This window comes from Gordonia sp. GONU, from assembly GCF_024733855.1.
GTDB lineage: Bacteria > Actinomycetota > Actinomycetes > Mycobacteriales > Mycobacteriaceae > Gordonia > Gordonia amicalis.
Genome location: NZ_JANRHB010000040.1, coordinates 1 through 14,529, shown reverse-complemented (window position 1 = coordinate 14,529; position 14,529 = coordinate 1). Strand labels below are relative to the sequence as shown.

10 protein-coding genes, 5 tRNA genes and 3 pseudogenes are annotated in these 14,529 nt (G+C 65.5%); 7 read left to right on the top strand and 11 right to left on the bottom strand.

All coding sequences use genetic code 11. The annotated features are described in order from the left end of the window. Positions 1-215: 215 nt before the first annotated feature. Positions 216-1,298, top strand: a complete 1,083-nt coding sequence (locus tag NWF34_RS22605) for a site-specific integrase (RefSeq protein WP_258326126.1) — start codon at positions 216-218, stop codon at positions 1,296-1,298. Between the two features lie 106 nt (positions 1,299-1,404). On the opposite strand, the gene NWF34_RS22600 is transcribed toward NWF34_RS22605, so the two are convergent. The 5 genes from NWF34_RS22600 to NWF34_RS22580 all read right to left on the bottom strand — a co-directional run bounded on the left by NWF34_RS22600 (position 1,405) and on the right by NWF34_RS22580 (position 2,826). Then, on the bottom strand, positions 1,405-1,602 hold the full coding sequence (locus tag NWF34_RS22600) for a hypothetical protein (protein ID WP_258326125.1): 198 nt from the start codon (positions 1,600-1,602) through the stop codon (positions 1,405-1,407). An 18-nt stretch (positions 1,603-1,620) separates the two neighbouring features. Further along, on the bottom strand, positions 1,621-2,250 hold the full coding sequence (locus NWF34_RS22595) for a nucleotidyltransferase domain-containing protein (protein ID WP_258326124.1): 630 nt from the start codon (positions 2,248-2,250) through the stop codon (positions 1,621-1,623). A 278-nt stretch (positions 2,251-2,528) separates the two neighbouring features. Beyond that, a tRNA-Phe gene (locus NWF34_RS22590) sits at positions 2,529-2,602 on the bottom strand. 26 nt (positions 2,603-2,628) lie between these two features. Next, positions 2,629-2,705, bottom strand: a tRNA-Asp gene (locus tag NWF34_RS22585). Between the two features lie 48 nt (positions 2,706-2,753). After that, positions 2,754-2,826, bottom strand: a tRNA-Glu gene (locus NWF34_RS22580). 182 nt (positions 2,827-3,008) lie between these two features. Between NWF34_RS22580 and NWF34_RS22575 the strand changes: the two genes are divergently transcribed. Then, positions 3,009-3,084, top strand: a tRNA-Lys gene (locus tag NWF34_RS22575). Between the two features lie 263 nt (positions 3,085-3,347). Here the strand turns inward: NWF34_RS22575 and NWF34_RS25485 are convergent. Next, positions 3,348-4,307: pseudogene (locus NWF34_RS25485) on the bottom strand (glycosyltransferase); the annotation flags it as partial. 235 nt (positions 4,308-4,542) lie between these two features. On the opposite strand from NWF34_RS25485, the gene NWF34_RS22560 reads away from it, so the two are divergent. Then, positions 4,543-4,866 carry a hypothetical protein gene (locus NWF34_RS22560; RefSeq protein ID WP_258326121.1) on the top strand — a complete coding sequence of 108 codons (324 nt, stop codon included), beginning with the start codon at positions 4,543-4,545 and terminating at the stop codon, positions 4,864-4,866. 76 nt (positions 4,867-4,942) lie between these two features. On the opposite strand, the gene NWF34_RS22555 is transcribed toward NWF34_RS22560, so the two are convergent. Both NWF34_RS22555 and NWF34_RS22550 read right to left on the bottom strand, forming a co-directional pair. After that, complete coding sequence (locus NWF34_RS22555) at positions 4,943-6,817, bottom strand: hypothetical protein (protein WP_258326120.1); 1,875 nt, start codon at positions 6,815-6,817, stop codon at positions 4,943-4,945. Continuing rightward, a complete protein-coding gene (locus tag NWF34_RS22550; protein WP_258326119.1) occupies positions 6,814-8,007 on the bottom strand; it encodes an NAD-dependent epimerase/dehydratase family protein in 1,194 nt (397 codons plus the stop codon). Before NWF34_RS22550 ends, NWF34_RS22555 begins: the two co-directional genes overlap by 4 nt. Positions 8,008-8,304: 297 nt before the next feature. On the opposite strand from NWF34_RS22550, the pseudogene NWF34_RS22545 reads away from it, so the two are divergent. Further along, a pseudogene (locus tag NWF34_RS22545) lies at positions 8,305-9,610 on the top strand (IS3 family transposase). A gap of 133 nt (positions 9,611-9,743) precedes the next feature. Continuing rightward, positions 9,744-10,445, top strand: coding sequence for a hypothetical protein (locus NWF34_RS22540; protein ID WP_258326156.1), 702 nt, complete (start codon positions 9,744-9,746; stop codon positions 10,443-10,445). Here NWF34_RS22540 and NWF34_RS22535 read toward each other — a convergent pair. Together NWF34_RS22535 and NWF34_RS22530 are read right to left on the bottom strand one after the other, a co-directional pair. After that, entirely contained in the window at positions 10,442-10,639 is a 198-nt protein-coding gene (locus NWF34_RS22535; protein WP_258326118.1) for a hypothetical protein, read from the bottom strand. The genes NWF34_RS22540 and NWF34_RS22535 overlap by 4 nt on opposite strands. Before the next feature lie 9 nt (positions 10,640-10,648). Continuing rightward, positions 10,649-11,329 (bottom strand): hypothetical protein, encoded by a 681-nt coding sequence (locus NWF34_RS22530; protein WP_258326117.1) that lies wholly within the window; start codon positions 11,327-11,329, stop codon positions 10,649-10,651. Positions 11,330-11,670: 341 nt separating this feature from the next. Between NWF34_RS22530 and NWF34_RS22525 the strand changes: the two genes are divergently transcribed. Further along, positions 11,671-11,790: transfer RNA gene (locus tag NWF34_RS22525), tRNA-Ser, on the top strand. 3 nt (positions 11,791-11,793) lie between these two features. Here NWF34_RS22525 and NWF34_RS22520 read toward each other — a convergent pair. After that, positions 11,794-12,812: pseudogene (locus NWF34_RS22520) on the bottom strand (IS481 family transposase). Between the two features lie 268 nt (positions 12,813-13,080). On the opposite strand from NWF34_RS22520, the gene NWF34_RS22515 reads away from it, so the two are divergent. Further along, on the top strand, positions 13,081-14,529 hold a 1,449-nt coding region (locus NWF34_RS22515), incomplete at its 3' end, for an O-antigen ligase (protein WP_258326116.1).

Genomic DNA, 14,529 nt, shown 5'->3' with positions numbered 1-14,529 from the left:
CGCCGTCCGGTGGTGGGAACCGGGCGGGCGCCGGGCGCGTCTCAGTGTGGACGACGTCGACGGGCCGGGCGCTGCGAACCCCGCCGCGGGCGGGGGTCCCCCCGACCCCACGACACCGCACCCGACCCCGATGGAGGGATAGCCGTGGACACTGTCGGCGCACCGGCGACGACATCCCCGCTGCCGCACCGGCTGCGACGAGCTCGTCGGCGCCGATGAGCATCACCCGCTACCGGACGGGGTCGGGTGAGCTGCGCTGGCGGGTGCAGTGGCGGCTGCCCGACCGGCGGACCCGGAGCAAGGCGTTCGGCACGCGGCGCGAGGCGCAGGCCTTCGAGGCCGAGGTGATCGCCGCCCGCAACCGGGGCGTGGTGTTCGACCCGCATCGCGGCGACGCGTTCACCGTCGCCGCGGTCTATGCGTCCTGGCTGGCCACCCGCCAGGACGTGACCCCGAAGGTCCGGCGGGGTTTCGAGGACAACTGGCGGCTGTATGTGCAGCCGCAGTTCGGGGCGTGGCCGGTGACCCGGGTCGACCGGGCGTCGATCCAGACGTGGGTGAACGCGATGGACTGTTCGCCGCGGACCCGACGCTGGCGGCATTCGCTGCTGCGGATGATCCTGGCGCATGCCGTGCTCGAGGGTCTGCTGGTGAAGAACCCGGCCGAGGTGACGGTGTTTCCGCCGCTGGTGCCGGCCGAGCACCTCTACCTCACCCACGCCGAGGTCGACGAACTCGCCGGGCGGTGCGGCGCGCAGGGCGACATCGTGCGCATCCTGGCCTACACCGGGCTGCGCTGGGGTGAGCTGACCGGGCTGAACGTGGCCGACGTCGACCTGGTCCGCCGCCGGATCTCGGTGCGGCGGTCGATGACCCAGGTCGGCGGGCGACTGGTGACCGGCACCCCGAAGAGCCGCGCCGGGCTGCGGACCGTGCCCATCCCCGGGTCCCTGGTGGCGGTGCTGGCCGCCCGGATCGGTGGACGGGCCCGCACCGCCCCGGCGGTCACCTCACCGCGCGGGGCGCGGCTGAGCCGGGAGAACTGGGTGCGCGCGGTGCGGTGGCGCGAGCAGGTCACCGCGCTGGGCTACCCGGCACTGCGGGTGCACGATCTGCGCCGCACCTATGCGAGTCTGGCCCGCGCCGCCGGCGCGGATCTGCGGCTGCTGCAGGTGGCGATGGGGCACGCGTCGATCACGGTGACCGCCCACACCTATGCCGATCTGTTCGACGGCGAGCTCGACGCGGTGGCCGCGGCGCTCGATGCGCGCCTCACCGCGATCCGCTCCGGCCGGTGACAACCCCTACCGCGCGGGAATTCCCCTCGTCCCAGCCCAGGTCCCAGCTCTCCGCGTCGTCATGCGGGTCCGCACCCGCGCGCCCACGCCAGACACGAGCAGCGAACTACCCGCGGGCGGCCACGGCCTTCTTGGCTGCCTCGAGCAGGTGCTCCGCCGCGCGGCTCATCTTCGTCAACTCCGCGGCGGCGAGGTTCTGATGCGTGTAGGCCGCTTTGTTCTTCAGGTTGAGCAGGATGTTCAGATACCGCCTCGAAGAACTCGGTCGCCTTGGCCATGCGCCCGGCAGTGACCGCGGCGTCACAGTTCCGCTGTCCCGCGATCAGGACCTCCTCGCCGGGCGCAGCTGCGCGGTGAACCAGGCCCGTCTCCCCGCGACGGTCAGGCCCTGTTTCGACACGTCGTCGAGCAGAGGCTCACCGGCGGCGACCGCGGCGCGCAACTCGTCTTCTGTGTACTCGACGATCCGGCCGTCGTTGCCGGTCCACGCGGTGACCAGACGAGCGAGCGCGGTGACCCGCTGGTCCCACGCGTCGTCCTCAGAGTCGGTGGCGCGCACCAGGAACACGTCGATGTCGCTGTTCAGCCTCATCCGCCCGGTCGCCGCCGACCCGAACACGGCGGCGTACCGGAGTGCCGCCTGCCACTCGGTGAGATGCTGTTCGAGGCGATGCAGGAACGTCGAGTTCAGCCGCGACAGCGCCATGATCGGCTGGGCCGCGAGATGCTCGGTGTTGAGGCGGTAGGTATGGGTCCGCCCCACTTCATCGTGCAGCACCACGCCCTGTGTGCTGAGGCGGTTGAGGACCTTGCGGATGCCTTCGCCTGATGCGGTGCCGAGGATGCGCTGGACCTGGCTGATCGTGAAGGTGACATCAGCGCTCGCCAGAACCGCGAGCACGTCGCCGTCCAGGGTCGGCGTCACCGTGGCGAACGGCTTGTTGAGCTGCATAACCAACCCCTTCTCCAACGAAAGTTAGAGTAACACAACTATAGTTGGAGAACGGCTGGATGGCCACGCGGCTCGTCCCGGATGGACAACCGTAGGCAGCGCCATCAGCCGGGAGGACGTCGCCGGACTCCGTCACGGGCTGGGCAGACCGACCCACCGAGAACCCGCAACGACAGCCGGCCCCCCATCGGCCAGTGACCCACGCCGTGGGCACCACCACCGGCACCGATGCCGGAACACGAAAAAACCTCCCGGGTGAACCGGGAGGTTTTCGTCGGTGGCCAGAGTCGGGATCGAACCGACGACCTTCCGCTTTTCAGGCGGACGCTCGTACCAACTGAGCTACCTGGCCAGACGGTGTCGGTAGAACCGAAACCTTGGCGACCCTGACGGGACTCGAACCCGCGACCTCCGCCGTGACAGGGCGGCGCGCTAACCAACTGCGCCACAGGGCCTTGTTAAATTGTGCTGTCCGACCCTCGTTGCCGAGTGCCGCACAGGCGTACCCCCTACGGGATTCGAACCCGCGCTACCGCCTTGAAAGGGCGGCGTCCTAGGCCGCTAGACGAAGGGGGCCGGTCTCGCTTCTCCGCTGGGAGCTCGCATAGCTTATGACAGGTTTCGAGCAAACCACAAATCGGGTGGTCAGGGACAGAAAACGGCCGTTTTGGGCACCAGCTCGCGACACGCCTGGAGGGCCCCGTTCAGGCCCGCGCAACAGGCTGTAAACTCATCGACGCCCCGGCTGCCCGGGGTACGCCCCTATAGCTCAGTTGGTAGAGCTACGGACTTTTAATCCGCAGGTCCCAGGTTCGAGCCCTGGTGGGGGCACCACGGTCTCCCCTCCCCGCGGACACACTGTCGGCCCGCCGCGGCCGAAGCCGCGGTTCCAGCGGCGGGAACACGAGAGTCATCGCCGCGCCCAGCGTGAACCAGCTCCGGATGATCCGGAATGTCAGGTACTCCGGGATGTAGAGGAGAGCGCGCCACTGTCTCGCCACGATGCACACCAGAATCGCGACGAGAAACGGCAGCCCGAGGATCGTGGCGAGGACCGGCACCCAGCGCAGTCCGGGGAACGTGGGGCCGAAGACGAGGAGCGCGATGGCGGCGGCGACGAGCAGAGGCGCGAACATCGCACGTCGTGCGGCACTGGCGAGTTGGAACGGGAGGGTGACCGCGCCGGCCATCGAATGGGTGGTGAGCAGCATCCTCCGGTTGTGACCGGCGACGTGGTAGATGCTGCGAAACCAGCGTGTGCGCTGCTCGCGCAGGTGGGCCCAGCTCTGCGGGGTCTCGCTCCAGTAGACGACCGCCGGGTCGGCGATCACGCGGTAGCCGGCCGCGCTGATGCGCAGGCAGATGTCGGTGTCCTCGCCGTTCATGCCCTGCACGATGGGGCCCGCGGCGTTCAGCGCGGCACGGCGATACACCGTCAGCATTCCCGGCACACCCATGACGCCGTCGAATCCGTTGAGCCCGACCTGATAGAAAGCGTGACGCAGCAGCACCTCGACGAGGCGCACCCGATCGATGTAGGTCCGGCGCTCGGTCGGCAGTGGTAGTCCGCCGACGGCTCCGACGTCGGGATCGGCAAGATGCCGCATGGCGACGGCCAGGCAGTTCGGGCCGATGATCGTATCCGCGTCGATCCGGACGAGGAAGTCCTCCGTGATCTGTGCGATGCCGCTGTTGAGGGCGATCGCCTTGCCCGGCTCTCGGCATTCGAGGACCTCACCGACGAGACCGGTGTTGGCGGCGATCGCGGCGCGCGCCACGGCGATGGTGTTGTCGGTGGACAGGTTGTCGACGACGTAGATGCGTACCTTCCCCGCGTACCGGCGCGCAGCCTCCCCCGCCGCGGCGATGGTGTCGGCGATCGTGTGCGCCTCGTTGTGGGCGGGCACCAGGATCGCGAGATCGGGCGCGAAATCCTTGCCGCGCCTGCGGGAACGGGCGACCAGCACCAGGCCGATGAGCGCCACCTGGACGACGAACGCCTGCTGCGCCAGGAACACTCCCGGTCCGACGCCGCCGAGCAACGCCGTCGAACGCATCCAGCCGATCTGGTCGACCCACTGCAGTTCCACCCACGTCGCGAGGGCGAAGGCCACCCCGAGTGCCATCACCAGCCGCAGCCAGCTGTGCCACCGAATCCGTTTCTTCCGAGCAGTTTTCGGGAGCGCTCCAGCCGAGGGAAGAACCGCGTTGGTGCACAACACGATCGGGAACAGCACCAGCGCCAGTAGCGCGGTCAGGACCTGCTGGGCGAAGACCTCGATGGTGACCGAGGTGAACCTGCCCACCATCAGCGCGGTGAAATCGATGAGCAGCGAACTGATCAGCACACCCGCGACGAGTTCGACGGCGATCAGCAGGCGACGCCACAGGTTCGAGTGGATCCAGAACGCGAAGACGATGAAGAACGTGAGCAGGAACAACCGGACCGGCATCAGCGAGTACAGTCCGTCGCCGGTGAAGAACACCAGATCCCGGTTCCCGCTCCCCACTCTCGTGTTCGCCAGCACGGTGAAGGTGAGCTGCACGATCAACGAGCACCCCGCGAAGGCCAGCAGGAACCCGTTGACCCGCGCAGCCGGTTCCGGTCGGGCATAGCGTACCGGCGTGCTGTCGACTGACCGGAAGTGTTCCTTGACGGCCTCGGTCTCCGGAATGCGGGCCGGTTCAGCGGTCACGGCGAAGGTGTTCGCTCGGGCGGGTGCGGCACCACACGTCCCGCCTCGTCGACGACCAGTGCCCGACCGCCGGTGGGGACGACCAGCGCCGCCTCACGTCCCAGCGGCGGGAGCAACACATCGGCGGCGGTCCCCACCGGCGTGACCAGCAGCCCGATTGCACCGCCGTGCGTCGCGGCCGTCTGCAGGACCAGTCCGTTGCTCATCGACGTGACGTCGACGCCGGACGCTTTCAGGCGATCGCCCGAAAGTGCCACCGGCGCAGAGATACCGGCGATGGGCATCGACCCCATGAGTACGAACGGTCGACGGTCCGGGGTGCGCTCCCACACGAAGTCGAGCGACCCGTACAGCCCGGAGAACTCCGCCAGCGCAGGAACCAGCGCCGACACGGTCTGTGCCGGGTCGCCGGCCGCCGCCGCCGGCAGGACTGTCTCGAAACCCGACGCGAATGCCGCCGGGAGCGCCGTGAAACCCGCACCCTCCGTGCGGCCGACCAGTGCTGAATCAGGGGACAGCGCAATGGAGTACGACGCCTCACGGACCTGACATCCCGCGATGTCCCGGTCCCGCGCCACCGTGACGGTCAGCTGATTGCGCACCTGTGTCGCGGCGGCGGGCAGGGGTGCATCCACCCAGTCCGTGGTGCCTGCGGCGGCCAGGACCCGGGAAGCCACGAGGTGTCCGTTGAGCTGGATCTGGGTCAGCCAGCGCGAGCCGGGCGGTGCCGGCGGCACCTGAAAACCCAGGCGCGCCGACTGCGGTGCGGCTCCGCCGGGCAGGTCGGCCAGCGAGAACGCCACCCGCCACGCACGCGACCGCGTCACCTGGACCGCCGAGGTGTCCAGTCCCAGCGCGGCGAGCGACATCACCGAGCCACGGCGCGATTCCGTCTCCTGGGTGCGCGGGGTGGAGAACGGCGAGTCGGCGATGACATCGGCACCACCCGCCCGGAACGGCACGGTGACGTCACCCGACGTCCCGACCACGGCGAGCACGCTGCGATCGCCGAGGCGTCCGGTCAGAATGCTTCCGGTGGCGCCATCGGAGGGCTCCCATCCCAGCGCCGCCAGGGCGGTGACCGGACCGATGAGGATCGTGCTGTTGCCGTCCTGCACGTCACCGGAGGCGTCGACGACGCGGACCTCGTAGCCTTCACGGGTCAATGCGACCCCGACCCGGGTGGCGGCCTCGATCCAACTGCGGGCGAGCTGTCCGGACGAGTCCCCTTCTGGTGGGACGATTCTCAGCGTCACCCGCTGCCCGAGGCCGGTCACGACGTCCCGAACACTCTGCAGCGGCGCATCGAGATCCCCGATCACGCGGGTGGCACGGGCCTCGAGGACCACCAGTGCGCCCAGTTCCCGGTCGGTCACACACTGCTCGTCGCCGCTGGCCCCGCTCAAACGCACCTGGACGTCGATCGCATTGTCCTCGACGGCGCGCTGTGGAATCGCGACCTCGATGTCGAGTTCGCGGTTGCCGTCGCCGAGCCGCTCGACGTGCTGCATGGCGCCGTCGATGAACACCTTGAGAAAGACCGGACGGGACGCCTCGGCCTGGGACCGACCGAACAGAATCAGTCTGGTGTCCGTCACCCGCGCATCCTGCGGGCGAGTGAAGGTGAACGACGACGAGGTCGTGTTGTCGTCGCTGAGGACCACGTCGTCGCCGGAACCGACGGTCGACAGTGTCTGCACGAAAGTGGTTCCAGCCGTGGTCGTCGGACCGTCACCGCCGTTCTCCGGGATGAACCAGTTCGGCCGCAGCCACATGAACACCAGCACCAGTACGGCGACGAGCACGAAGAACAGCAGTGCCCGACGGGGCAGCCACGTGGCGCGCGTGGGTTCGGGCTCCTCCTCTGTCATGACCGGGTGACCGCGATCCGGCGCTCACGGTTCCAGAACGAGACGGACGGAATCCGGAAGAGGTCGCAGCGCTCGGCGTACGTCGTGGCGATCTCCACCGATTCCTGTAAGAGTCCCTCCTCCAGGAGGATCGGGGTGAATCCGAGGGCGACGAGCTGGTCGTTGTCGGCGGCCAGGTCGTTCTCGTCGCTCTCGGCACGAGGGTTGCCCACGTACTCGATCTCGGCGCCGACCAAACGCTGCAGCAGCTGTGCGAGGTCGCGCACGCGGTGGGTCTCGGCGATCTGGTTCATGATGCGGACCCGCCCGCCTCGGACCTGGTCGACGGATTCCACAGCGAGCCGGATACATCGGACCGTGTCCTGGAGATTGATGAACGCACGCGTCTGGCCACCGGTGCCGTGCACGGTCAACGGATAACCGATCGCGGCCTGCATCAGGAAGCGATTGAGCACCGTCCCGAAGTCGCCGTCGTAGTCGAATCGGTTCACCAGCCGCTCGTCGAGTCGGGTTTCCTCGGTCTGGGTGCCCCACACGATCCCCTGATGCAGATCGGTGATGCGCACGCCGTCGTTGCGCGCATAGAACTGGAAGAGCAGCTGATCCATCGACTTCGTCAGGTGGTAAATGCTGCCCGGTCGTGTCGGGTAGAGAATCTCGCGGACGACGGGTTCACCGTGGCGGTCGGGAAAGCTGACCGTCAAATATCCTTCCGGAAGGTTGAACGGGGCGGTGTCGTATCCGTACACACCCATGGTGCCCAAATGCACCAGATGCGCAGCGGATTCGCTTTCGACGATCGCGGCCAGGATGTTGTGGGTCGCGTTGACGTTGTTGTCGACGGTGTACCTCTTGTGCGCACTGTCTTTCATCGAGTAAGGGGCGGCCCGTTGCTCGCCGAAGTGCACGATCGCCTCCGGCGCCTGGTGCCGCAAGACTGCGAGGAGGCCGTCATAGTCGTGCGCCACGTCGAGCTGGATGAACTCGATGGCCTGCCCGGTGAGCTCGCGCCAGCAGTCCAGGCGCTGAGCGATATTCGCGATCGGAGTGAGTGACTGGACACCGAGCTCGTCGTCGATCTGTCGACGGACCAGGCTGTCGACGATCACCACCTCGTGTCCTGAGCGGGAGAGGTGCAGAGCGCTCGGCCATCCGCAGAACCCGTCGCCACCGACAACAACTATCTTCATTCCCGACCGCCTCAATGTCTCGTACCGACCCCCTCGAAAGTTATTAGACACTGAAATGGTCACGGATTCTTGTTTTGATTCTTGTTTCACTGCCCCGGTCACCGGGAACTCGCGGCTCGACGCCGACACAACGAAGGATCTCAAGGAGTTGCGTGACCAGGACATCGCGGAGAAAGCCGAATCCATGTCCGGTGTGGTCGTCCCGGCATGTGATGGCGGCGCTCGTACCCTCGCGGCAGGTGAATGAATCACCCCCGGTTAAATGCCGCTTCCTTCTGAGTCAGGAAGGATGCGCACATGCCTAAGAAGATCGATCCGGAGGTCCGTTCGAGGGCCTTGCGGTTGCTGGAGACACACGGTGGCGAGTACTCGTCGTTGACCGCTGCTGCCGAGGCGATCGCCAAGCAAGTCGGTGTCGGTCAGGAGACGGTGCGTCGTTGGGCCGTGCAGGCTCAGGTCGACGCCGGCGCGCGCTCTGGTACCACCTCGAAGGAATCCGCCGAGATCAAGAGACTCAAGGCGGAGAACAAACAACTGCCAGAAGATGTTGCCATTTTGAAAGCGGCGACAACTTTCTTCGCGGGGGAACTCGACCCCCGCAACCGATGCTCGTGACGTTCATAGATCAGATGCGCGCCAACGGTTTTGCGGTCGAGTCGATCTGCCGGATCCTGCGTGAGCAGGGCTGCATGATTGCCGCACGAACCTACCGGGCATGGCGAACACGCACAGCTGCTGCGCGTACCGTCTCCGACGCTCACCTCGTCGATGCGGTGCGGACCGCGGTCTGGCGAACCGACGACGCGGCCGACGGCCGACGGCAGATGACACCTGAAGGCCTCTACGGACGGGTGAAGATGCGCGCACACCTGGACCGGACCGTGCTGCCCGGGGTGTCCTACGGTGCCCTCGATCGAGCGATGAAGGTATTAGGCCACAACGGGATTCGGAGATCGAAGGGCGTCCGAACGACCATCAGATCCGCTGATGGTATCCGCGCCGGCGATCTGCTGAACCGACAGTTCAGTGCCGCCGAACCGAACCGGGTCTGGGTGACCGATTTCACCTACTGCCGGACATGGGCAGGGTGGGTGTACGTGGTGTTCATCATCGACGTCTTCTCGCGACGAATCGTGGCGTGGCATGCCTCGACGTCGAAGACGGTGGAGCTGGTGACCGTCCCACTCCGGATGGCACTGTGGCAACGTAAAGGCGAAGGCCATCCAGTGAAAGCTGCTGAGCTGATACATCATTCGGACGCCGGAAGTCAGTACACGTCGGTTACGCTGACCGAGCGGCTACGCCACGAAGACATCGCCGCGTCGATCGGAACAGTCGGGGATGCCTACGACAACGCTCTCGCAGAGTCGGCGAACGGGTTGTACAAGACCTAGTGCATCCGGACCACAATCTTCCACTCCGGTCCGTACAAGACCGTCTCCGACGTCGAACTCGCGACCGCCGGTTGGGTCGATTGGTACAACAACAGTAGATTGCATTCGAGCACCGGCCAGATCCCCCCGACCGAGTTCGAAACGCTCCCTACGCTGGCCTCGGCCCCGAGGACCAGCCCACATTGGAGGCGGCACAAAACCTGGGGTGATTCAATCCGACAGCGCGAACCGTCGCACAACTTCAACCGCGAGTACCTGGCCGAATGGACCGACGAGGCCGGCGCCTTCTTCACCACCGACGAGATCACCAAGTCAACCGCCGACTACGAACTCGTCGACCCGATGACCGCCCGTGGTGACTACCGGGTCGTTGGCGGACTCGACTGGGGCATGGCGCACGACGCCAACGCTGTGGTCTACCTGGCGGCCTCCGGCGACGTCGATCTCAACGCCGCCAAGCACGCCGCCGACCCGGTGTTCTGGATACCGGCGATCGAACAGCATTTCCGCATGGAGTACGCGACGTTCATCGACAGGCTGATCGACCACGCCGGGCGACTCAACGTGCTGCGCTTCATCTCCGAGACCAATGGTGTCGGCCAGATGCCCACCCAGGTACTCAAGCAGCGCATGAACGAACTGCCCTACGACGGCAGCCTGCGCTATGTGAACGCCGTCGCCACGACCATCCACCGCAAGAATGCCGGCTTCTCCCGTATGAAGGTGCTTCTACAGTCCGGACGCCTGGTGCTGCCCAACCATCCCGACCTGTTGCGTCAGCTCCATGCGCTGACCTACGAACAGACCGAGATCGGCACCCTCAAGATCTCGGTACCGGAGAACATCGGCCACGACGACCTCGCGATGGCGCTGATGCAGGCTGTGTCGACGATCCAGACCCGCATCCCGGTCGAAGCTTGGCCGGCGTCGCTGTGCGGAACCGGCGACATCCTGACCACCGACCGAGGAACCCGCATCCCCCGCCAGCCTTCGTGCAGCCCGAACGAGTCGATCTTCTTGGGCGGCGACGGGACGAAGGTCTAGGAGTCGGTCGCTCCGCCTTGCTCGCACTCAGCAGCCTGACGGGCCAACACCTCGCGGTAGGCGGGCAGAACGACGGTCCGCATCACGGCGTCGAACTCGGCCGTGCGGGTGTCGGGGGCGGCGTCGACGAGCTCGAGGGCTCGGCGACGGTTGGCCTCTTTGATCTCCGGCGGGATGGGCCGCGGGTTCGCCATTCGCAGCGGCTACTTCCGAGGCTTCGAGTGTGTGAGACGTGGATACAGTTTGGTCGCAGACGCCGCAACCTCTCGGTGGAGACCTTTGGCCTCATCCTCGATGACTGCGGCGACAACATCGTCGAAGGTACTGTCTCGCCCCAGGCCTAGTTCCTCGAAGCTGCGCCGCTCGTCGGCCAGGCGAAGCTCCCCACTCGCAAACGGAACGAGTACCAGCACGTCGTCACCGCTATGCTTCGCCAGGGTCGCGCACCCGTCGTCGCCAAGCTCATCGATCACGAACCCCATCTGGTCAGTTCCAGCAAGCGCGACCAACAGTCGCTCTGTAGTTCTCGTGACAGGCTGTCGGGATCGCTCGATCTCGTCGTAGCCAAGCACAACGCCAGATTCGAGACGCGATGCGGCCTGAATCCGCTGTTCGACGACATCATCGGGTCCAGTATTCATCCAGCGGACTAGGTACTCGTATCCGTATATGTCAGAGAGAGCATGCTCTTCGTGGAGGTAGACCCCTGGTGCCCACATGTCAGTGATCGGAGCGTCGGCGAACTCGAGGATGTCGTTGGTGTCACGGAGGAGATCCGCGAGGGTGTCCCTGCCGGCCGCAAGACCAGGAAGCTGTGGGCTGGACAGCGACCATCCGTAGGCATCGCCGTTGTTCGTGAAGATCAAGTGCAAATCACTGGTCATATTGCCAGCACCTCCCTTGCTTCCTCTGGGCTGAGGCCCGCATCCTCAATCAGGACACGCCGTACTTCACGGGGCGCCAGTGTCCGCTTGTTGTGGTATGCCCAGCGTATCCGAGGTCTACCCTCTGCCTCTAGCCACGTATGGCTGCCCTTCCCACATCCTTCACGGGCCGATAGCCAAGTTCCCTCTTAAGGAGACGCAGTACGAACCGCGCCTTATGCGATGGCCAGGGGTCAGGCATCCACACATCAAATCAGAGGAGCCGTCGCCAGGCAGCACGAGTGCTCACGCCGTGCTCACACGACACCCATCGAGGGCGCGCAACAGCGGGCAACGCTATCGCCCCAATATGCCCTCTGAGCTGCTCATTCTATCGATCGCGGTTGATCCTGATCGACCCCGGATGACGGCGGATTCTGTCTTTAATCCGCAGGTCCCAGGTTCGAGCCCTGGTGGGGGCACCGCTAGTTGTACTGACCCGACAGGTTGGGTACGCGGTCGGCGGGTGAGTTGCCTCGGAGTGCGGTGTGGCCGCGTTCGTGATTGTAGATACGAAGGAACTCAGGGAAGGCCGCGACGCGTTCGGTTTCACTGCGGTAGGGACGGGCGTAGGCCCATTCCTCCTGGAGGGTCCGGTTGAAGCGTTCGAGCTTGCCGTTGGTTTGCGGCCGGTACGGTCGGGTCCACTTGTGCTTGATCTTGTTGTCGGTTAACAAGTCCCGGAATATGCGGGACCGGTAACACGACCCGTTGTCGGTCATCACTCGCGCGGTGGTGACACCGATCGAGGCGAAGTGCGCCAACGCCCGAATCATGAACGCGGTCGCGGTTTCCTTCTTCTCATCAGCGAGGATCTCGGAGTAGGCGGAGCGGGAATGATCGTCGACGGCGTGATGCAGATAGGCGTACCCCAGGTTCGGGCGGCCAGCAACTTTGCGGGGTCGCCCAGGCTCGCGGTGGGCACTGGAGTGGCGGGTGCCCTGGGCGCGGCCGTGTACGCGATGTCCACCTCCGCCGGGGATTCTCCCGAGCTTTTTGATGTCGACGTGGATCAAGCCTCCGGGCGCTTCATGTTCATACCGGCGGACCTCGCGCCAGCGGGCACGTGCCGGCGCCCCGGTCGCCGTGTCGATCCATGACAACCGCAGGCATCGGTACCGGGTCAGGATGCGGTGCACCGTGGAGACGTTCAACCCCAGGTCAAACGCGATCCGGGCCGGCCCCCAGCGACGGGAGACGCGTAACCCGACGACCCGGCGTTCCCGGCGCCGGCTGGTGCGATGCGGACACGATCGGGGCCGGCTGGACCGATCACCCATCCCGGCCGGCCCCGATTCGCGGTAGCGATCCGCCCATCGCTTGGCCGTGGTGACCGTACGTTGAACCTGTCAGCCGCGCGGCGCAGTGGCCACCCATCTTCAACAACACACCGAGCCAGACGCAACCGGCCAGTCAGGGACAACGGTGAATTACGGTGAGACACGAAGACCTCCGGGTTGAGGAGCGGTTCCTAGACAGCTCCACACCTCACTCGGAGGTCTTCCCTATGTCACGTCGACTCGCCGAACGCCGTACCTAACGTCCCGGGTCAGTACAGCTATGCGCTGGGCGCCAGCGTGGCGGCGGGCACCGCCGACACCACCAGCGGGTGGGACGACATCAAGGTCTACTCGGTCGCTGCCTCAGGGTGAAACCGGAGCGGCGCGCCCTCTCGTCAGGTCCCGCTCGTCGGGTGACTGTATATTCCGAGCATGCTGGAATTGACGCTCCCACTCACGGGATTCATCACCGCGACCATTCTTTTGCGTCAGTTCTACTTTCGCCGAATCGCGTGGGACGCGGGTTCGTGGCTCATATTCCTGGTCGGATGGGTTTCGATCGTGCCGACGCTACTGGCCAAGCTGCGCCACCAAGTCATCTACCAGCTCGATGCACAGATGCAGGTCGTCTCTGAGACCCTCGTCAGGAATCCAAGATTGGAAGCGGCGCTCTACTTCTTGACCGTGTGCGCTGCTGGCGCGCTGTTCCTGAGGGTCGCAATGGGCGGCAGCCGTCGCCAAATGTCCCTGTTCGGTGCGATGTTCATCGCGACCAGCCTGATTGCGATGCTGTCGAACCTGAACGCTTGGGTGCACCTCGTGACAGGGCAGCCGGCGGTCCTGCTTGCGCTTCTTCTCGCAGCCACCTTCGCAACTCCATCTCGTGAAGGCGCGGTTTCTGGAGCCGCGGTTCTCGCGCTGAGCGTGGCGATCGTAGGTACCGCACTCGTGCTCTACGATCGGAGCATAGTGTTCATGGAATGCACAGCAAAGTGCACATTTGCTGGTGAAATTTTCATGGCGGCAACGACGCACGGAAATACGCTCGGACTGATCATGGCAGCGTCCATTCCGTTTGTGTGGCTCGCGTTCACCAACTGGACGAAATGGTGGATGCTAGCGTTCGTCATCTTTAACCTGGCGCTGAGCGGATCGCGTAGCGCGCTGGCCGTCGGTCTCATCACCATGGTAGTTCTGGGCATGTCGAATCCATCCCTTCGCGGCGGGATTGGCCGGGGGCGGACGCTCATTCCGCTGGGTGCCGCGGCGGCGGTGAGCGTATTGGTCGCGATCGCGCTTCCGCTGGTTGAGCGTGACGATACTGCGCTGACGGGGCGTGGCGGGTTGTGGAACATTGCCCTGAACGCATTCGAGGACAATCCCCTGATCGGTGGCGGGATCACTGCCTGGGACAATCTGTACAACCAGGGCGCGTTCGGGGCAGCAGCCGCGTACTCCACTCACAACCAGTGGGTCGAGGTGCTGCTCCTGGCCGGGCTGGCTGGTGCACTCACATTCGGGATCGGAGTGTTGGCTCTGTTTCTGGGCAGTCAGAGTAGTCGTTACGTCACCCTGGCGGTGTTCTTGCCGATCGCTGCTCTGGGCGCGACAGAGCGGCCGCTCTCGTTCGGCCTGCTCAATACTCTGACGTGGGTGCTGGTTGCTCTCGTCATGGTCTCGACGGGCACCAACTACTCGTCGTTGTTCGGAGTAGAGAAGCGCTTGCGGCGTTCCTCCCTCCAAAACTCCACATCCCCGAATGTCATTTGCCACCGCTATGGGACCACCTGTTTGCCACGAGCATGGGACCACCTTGGCGCGTTATTGAGGATGCGCGGTGGGGTCGTGGCGGTCAAGTCCGGGGCGTTGGCGCTGGCGGTA

What these genes read in the sequence shown, in the direction of transcription:
- NWF34_RS22605 (WP_258326126.1), top strand. Translation starts at nt 216, where the DNA reads ATGAGCATCACCCGCTACCGGACGGGGTCGGGTGAGCTGCGCTGGCGG.
- NWF34_RS22595 (WP_258326124.1), bottom strand. Translation starts at nt 2,250, where the DNA reads ATGCAGCTCAACAAGCCGTTCGCCACGGTGACGCCGACCCTGGACGGC.
- NWF34_RS22555 (WP_258326120.1), bottom strand. Translation starts at nt 6,817, where the DNA reads ATGACAGAGGAGGAGCCCGAACCCACGCGCGCCACGTGGCTGCCCCGT.
- NWF34_RS22550 (WP_258326119.1), bottom strand. Translation starts at nt 8,007, where the DNA reads ATGAAGATAGTTGTTGTCGGTGGCGACGGGTTCTGCGGATGGCCGAGC.
- NWF34_RS22540 (WP_258326156.1), top strand. Translation starts at nt 9,744, where the DNA reads ATGACCGCCCGTGGTGACTACCGGGTCGTTGGCGGACTCGACTGGGGC.
- NWF34_RS22535 (WP_258326118.1), bottom strand. Translation starts at nt 10,639, where the DNA reads ATGGCGAACCCGCGGCCCATCCCGCCGGAGATCAAAGAGGCCAACCGT.
- NWF34_RS22530 (WP_258326117.1), bottom strand. Translation starts at nt 11,329, where the DNA reads ATGACCAGTGATTTGCACTTGATCTTCACGAACAACGGCGATGCCTAC.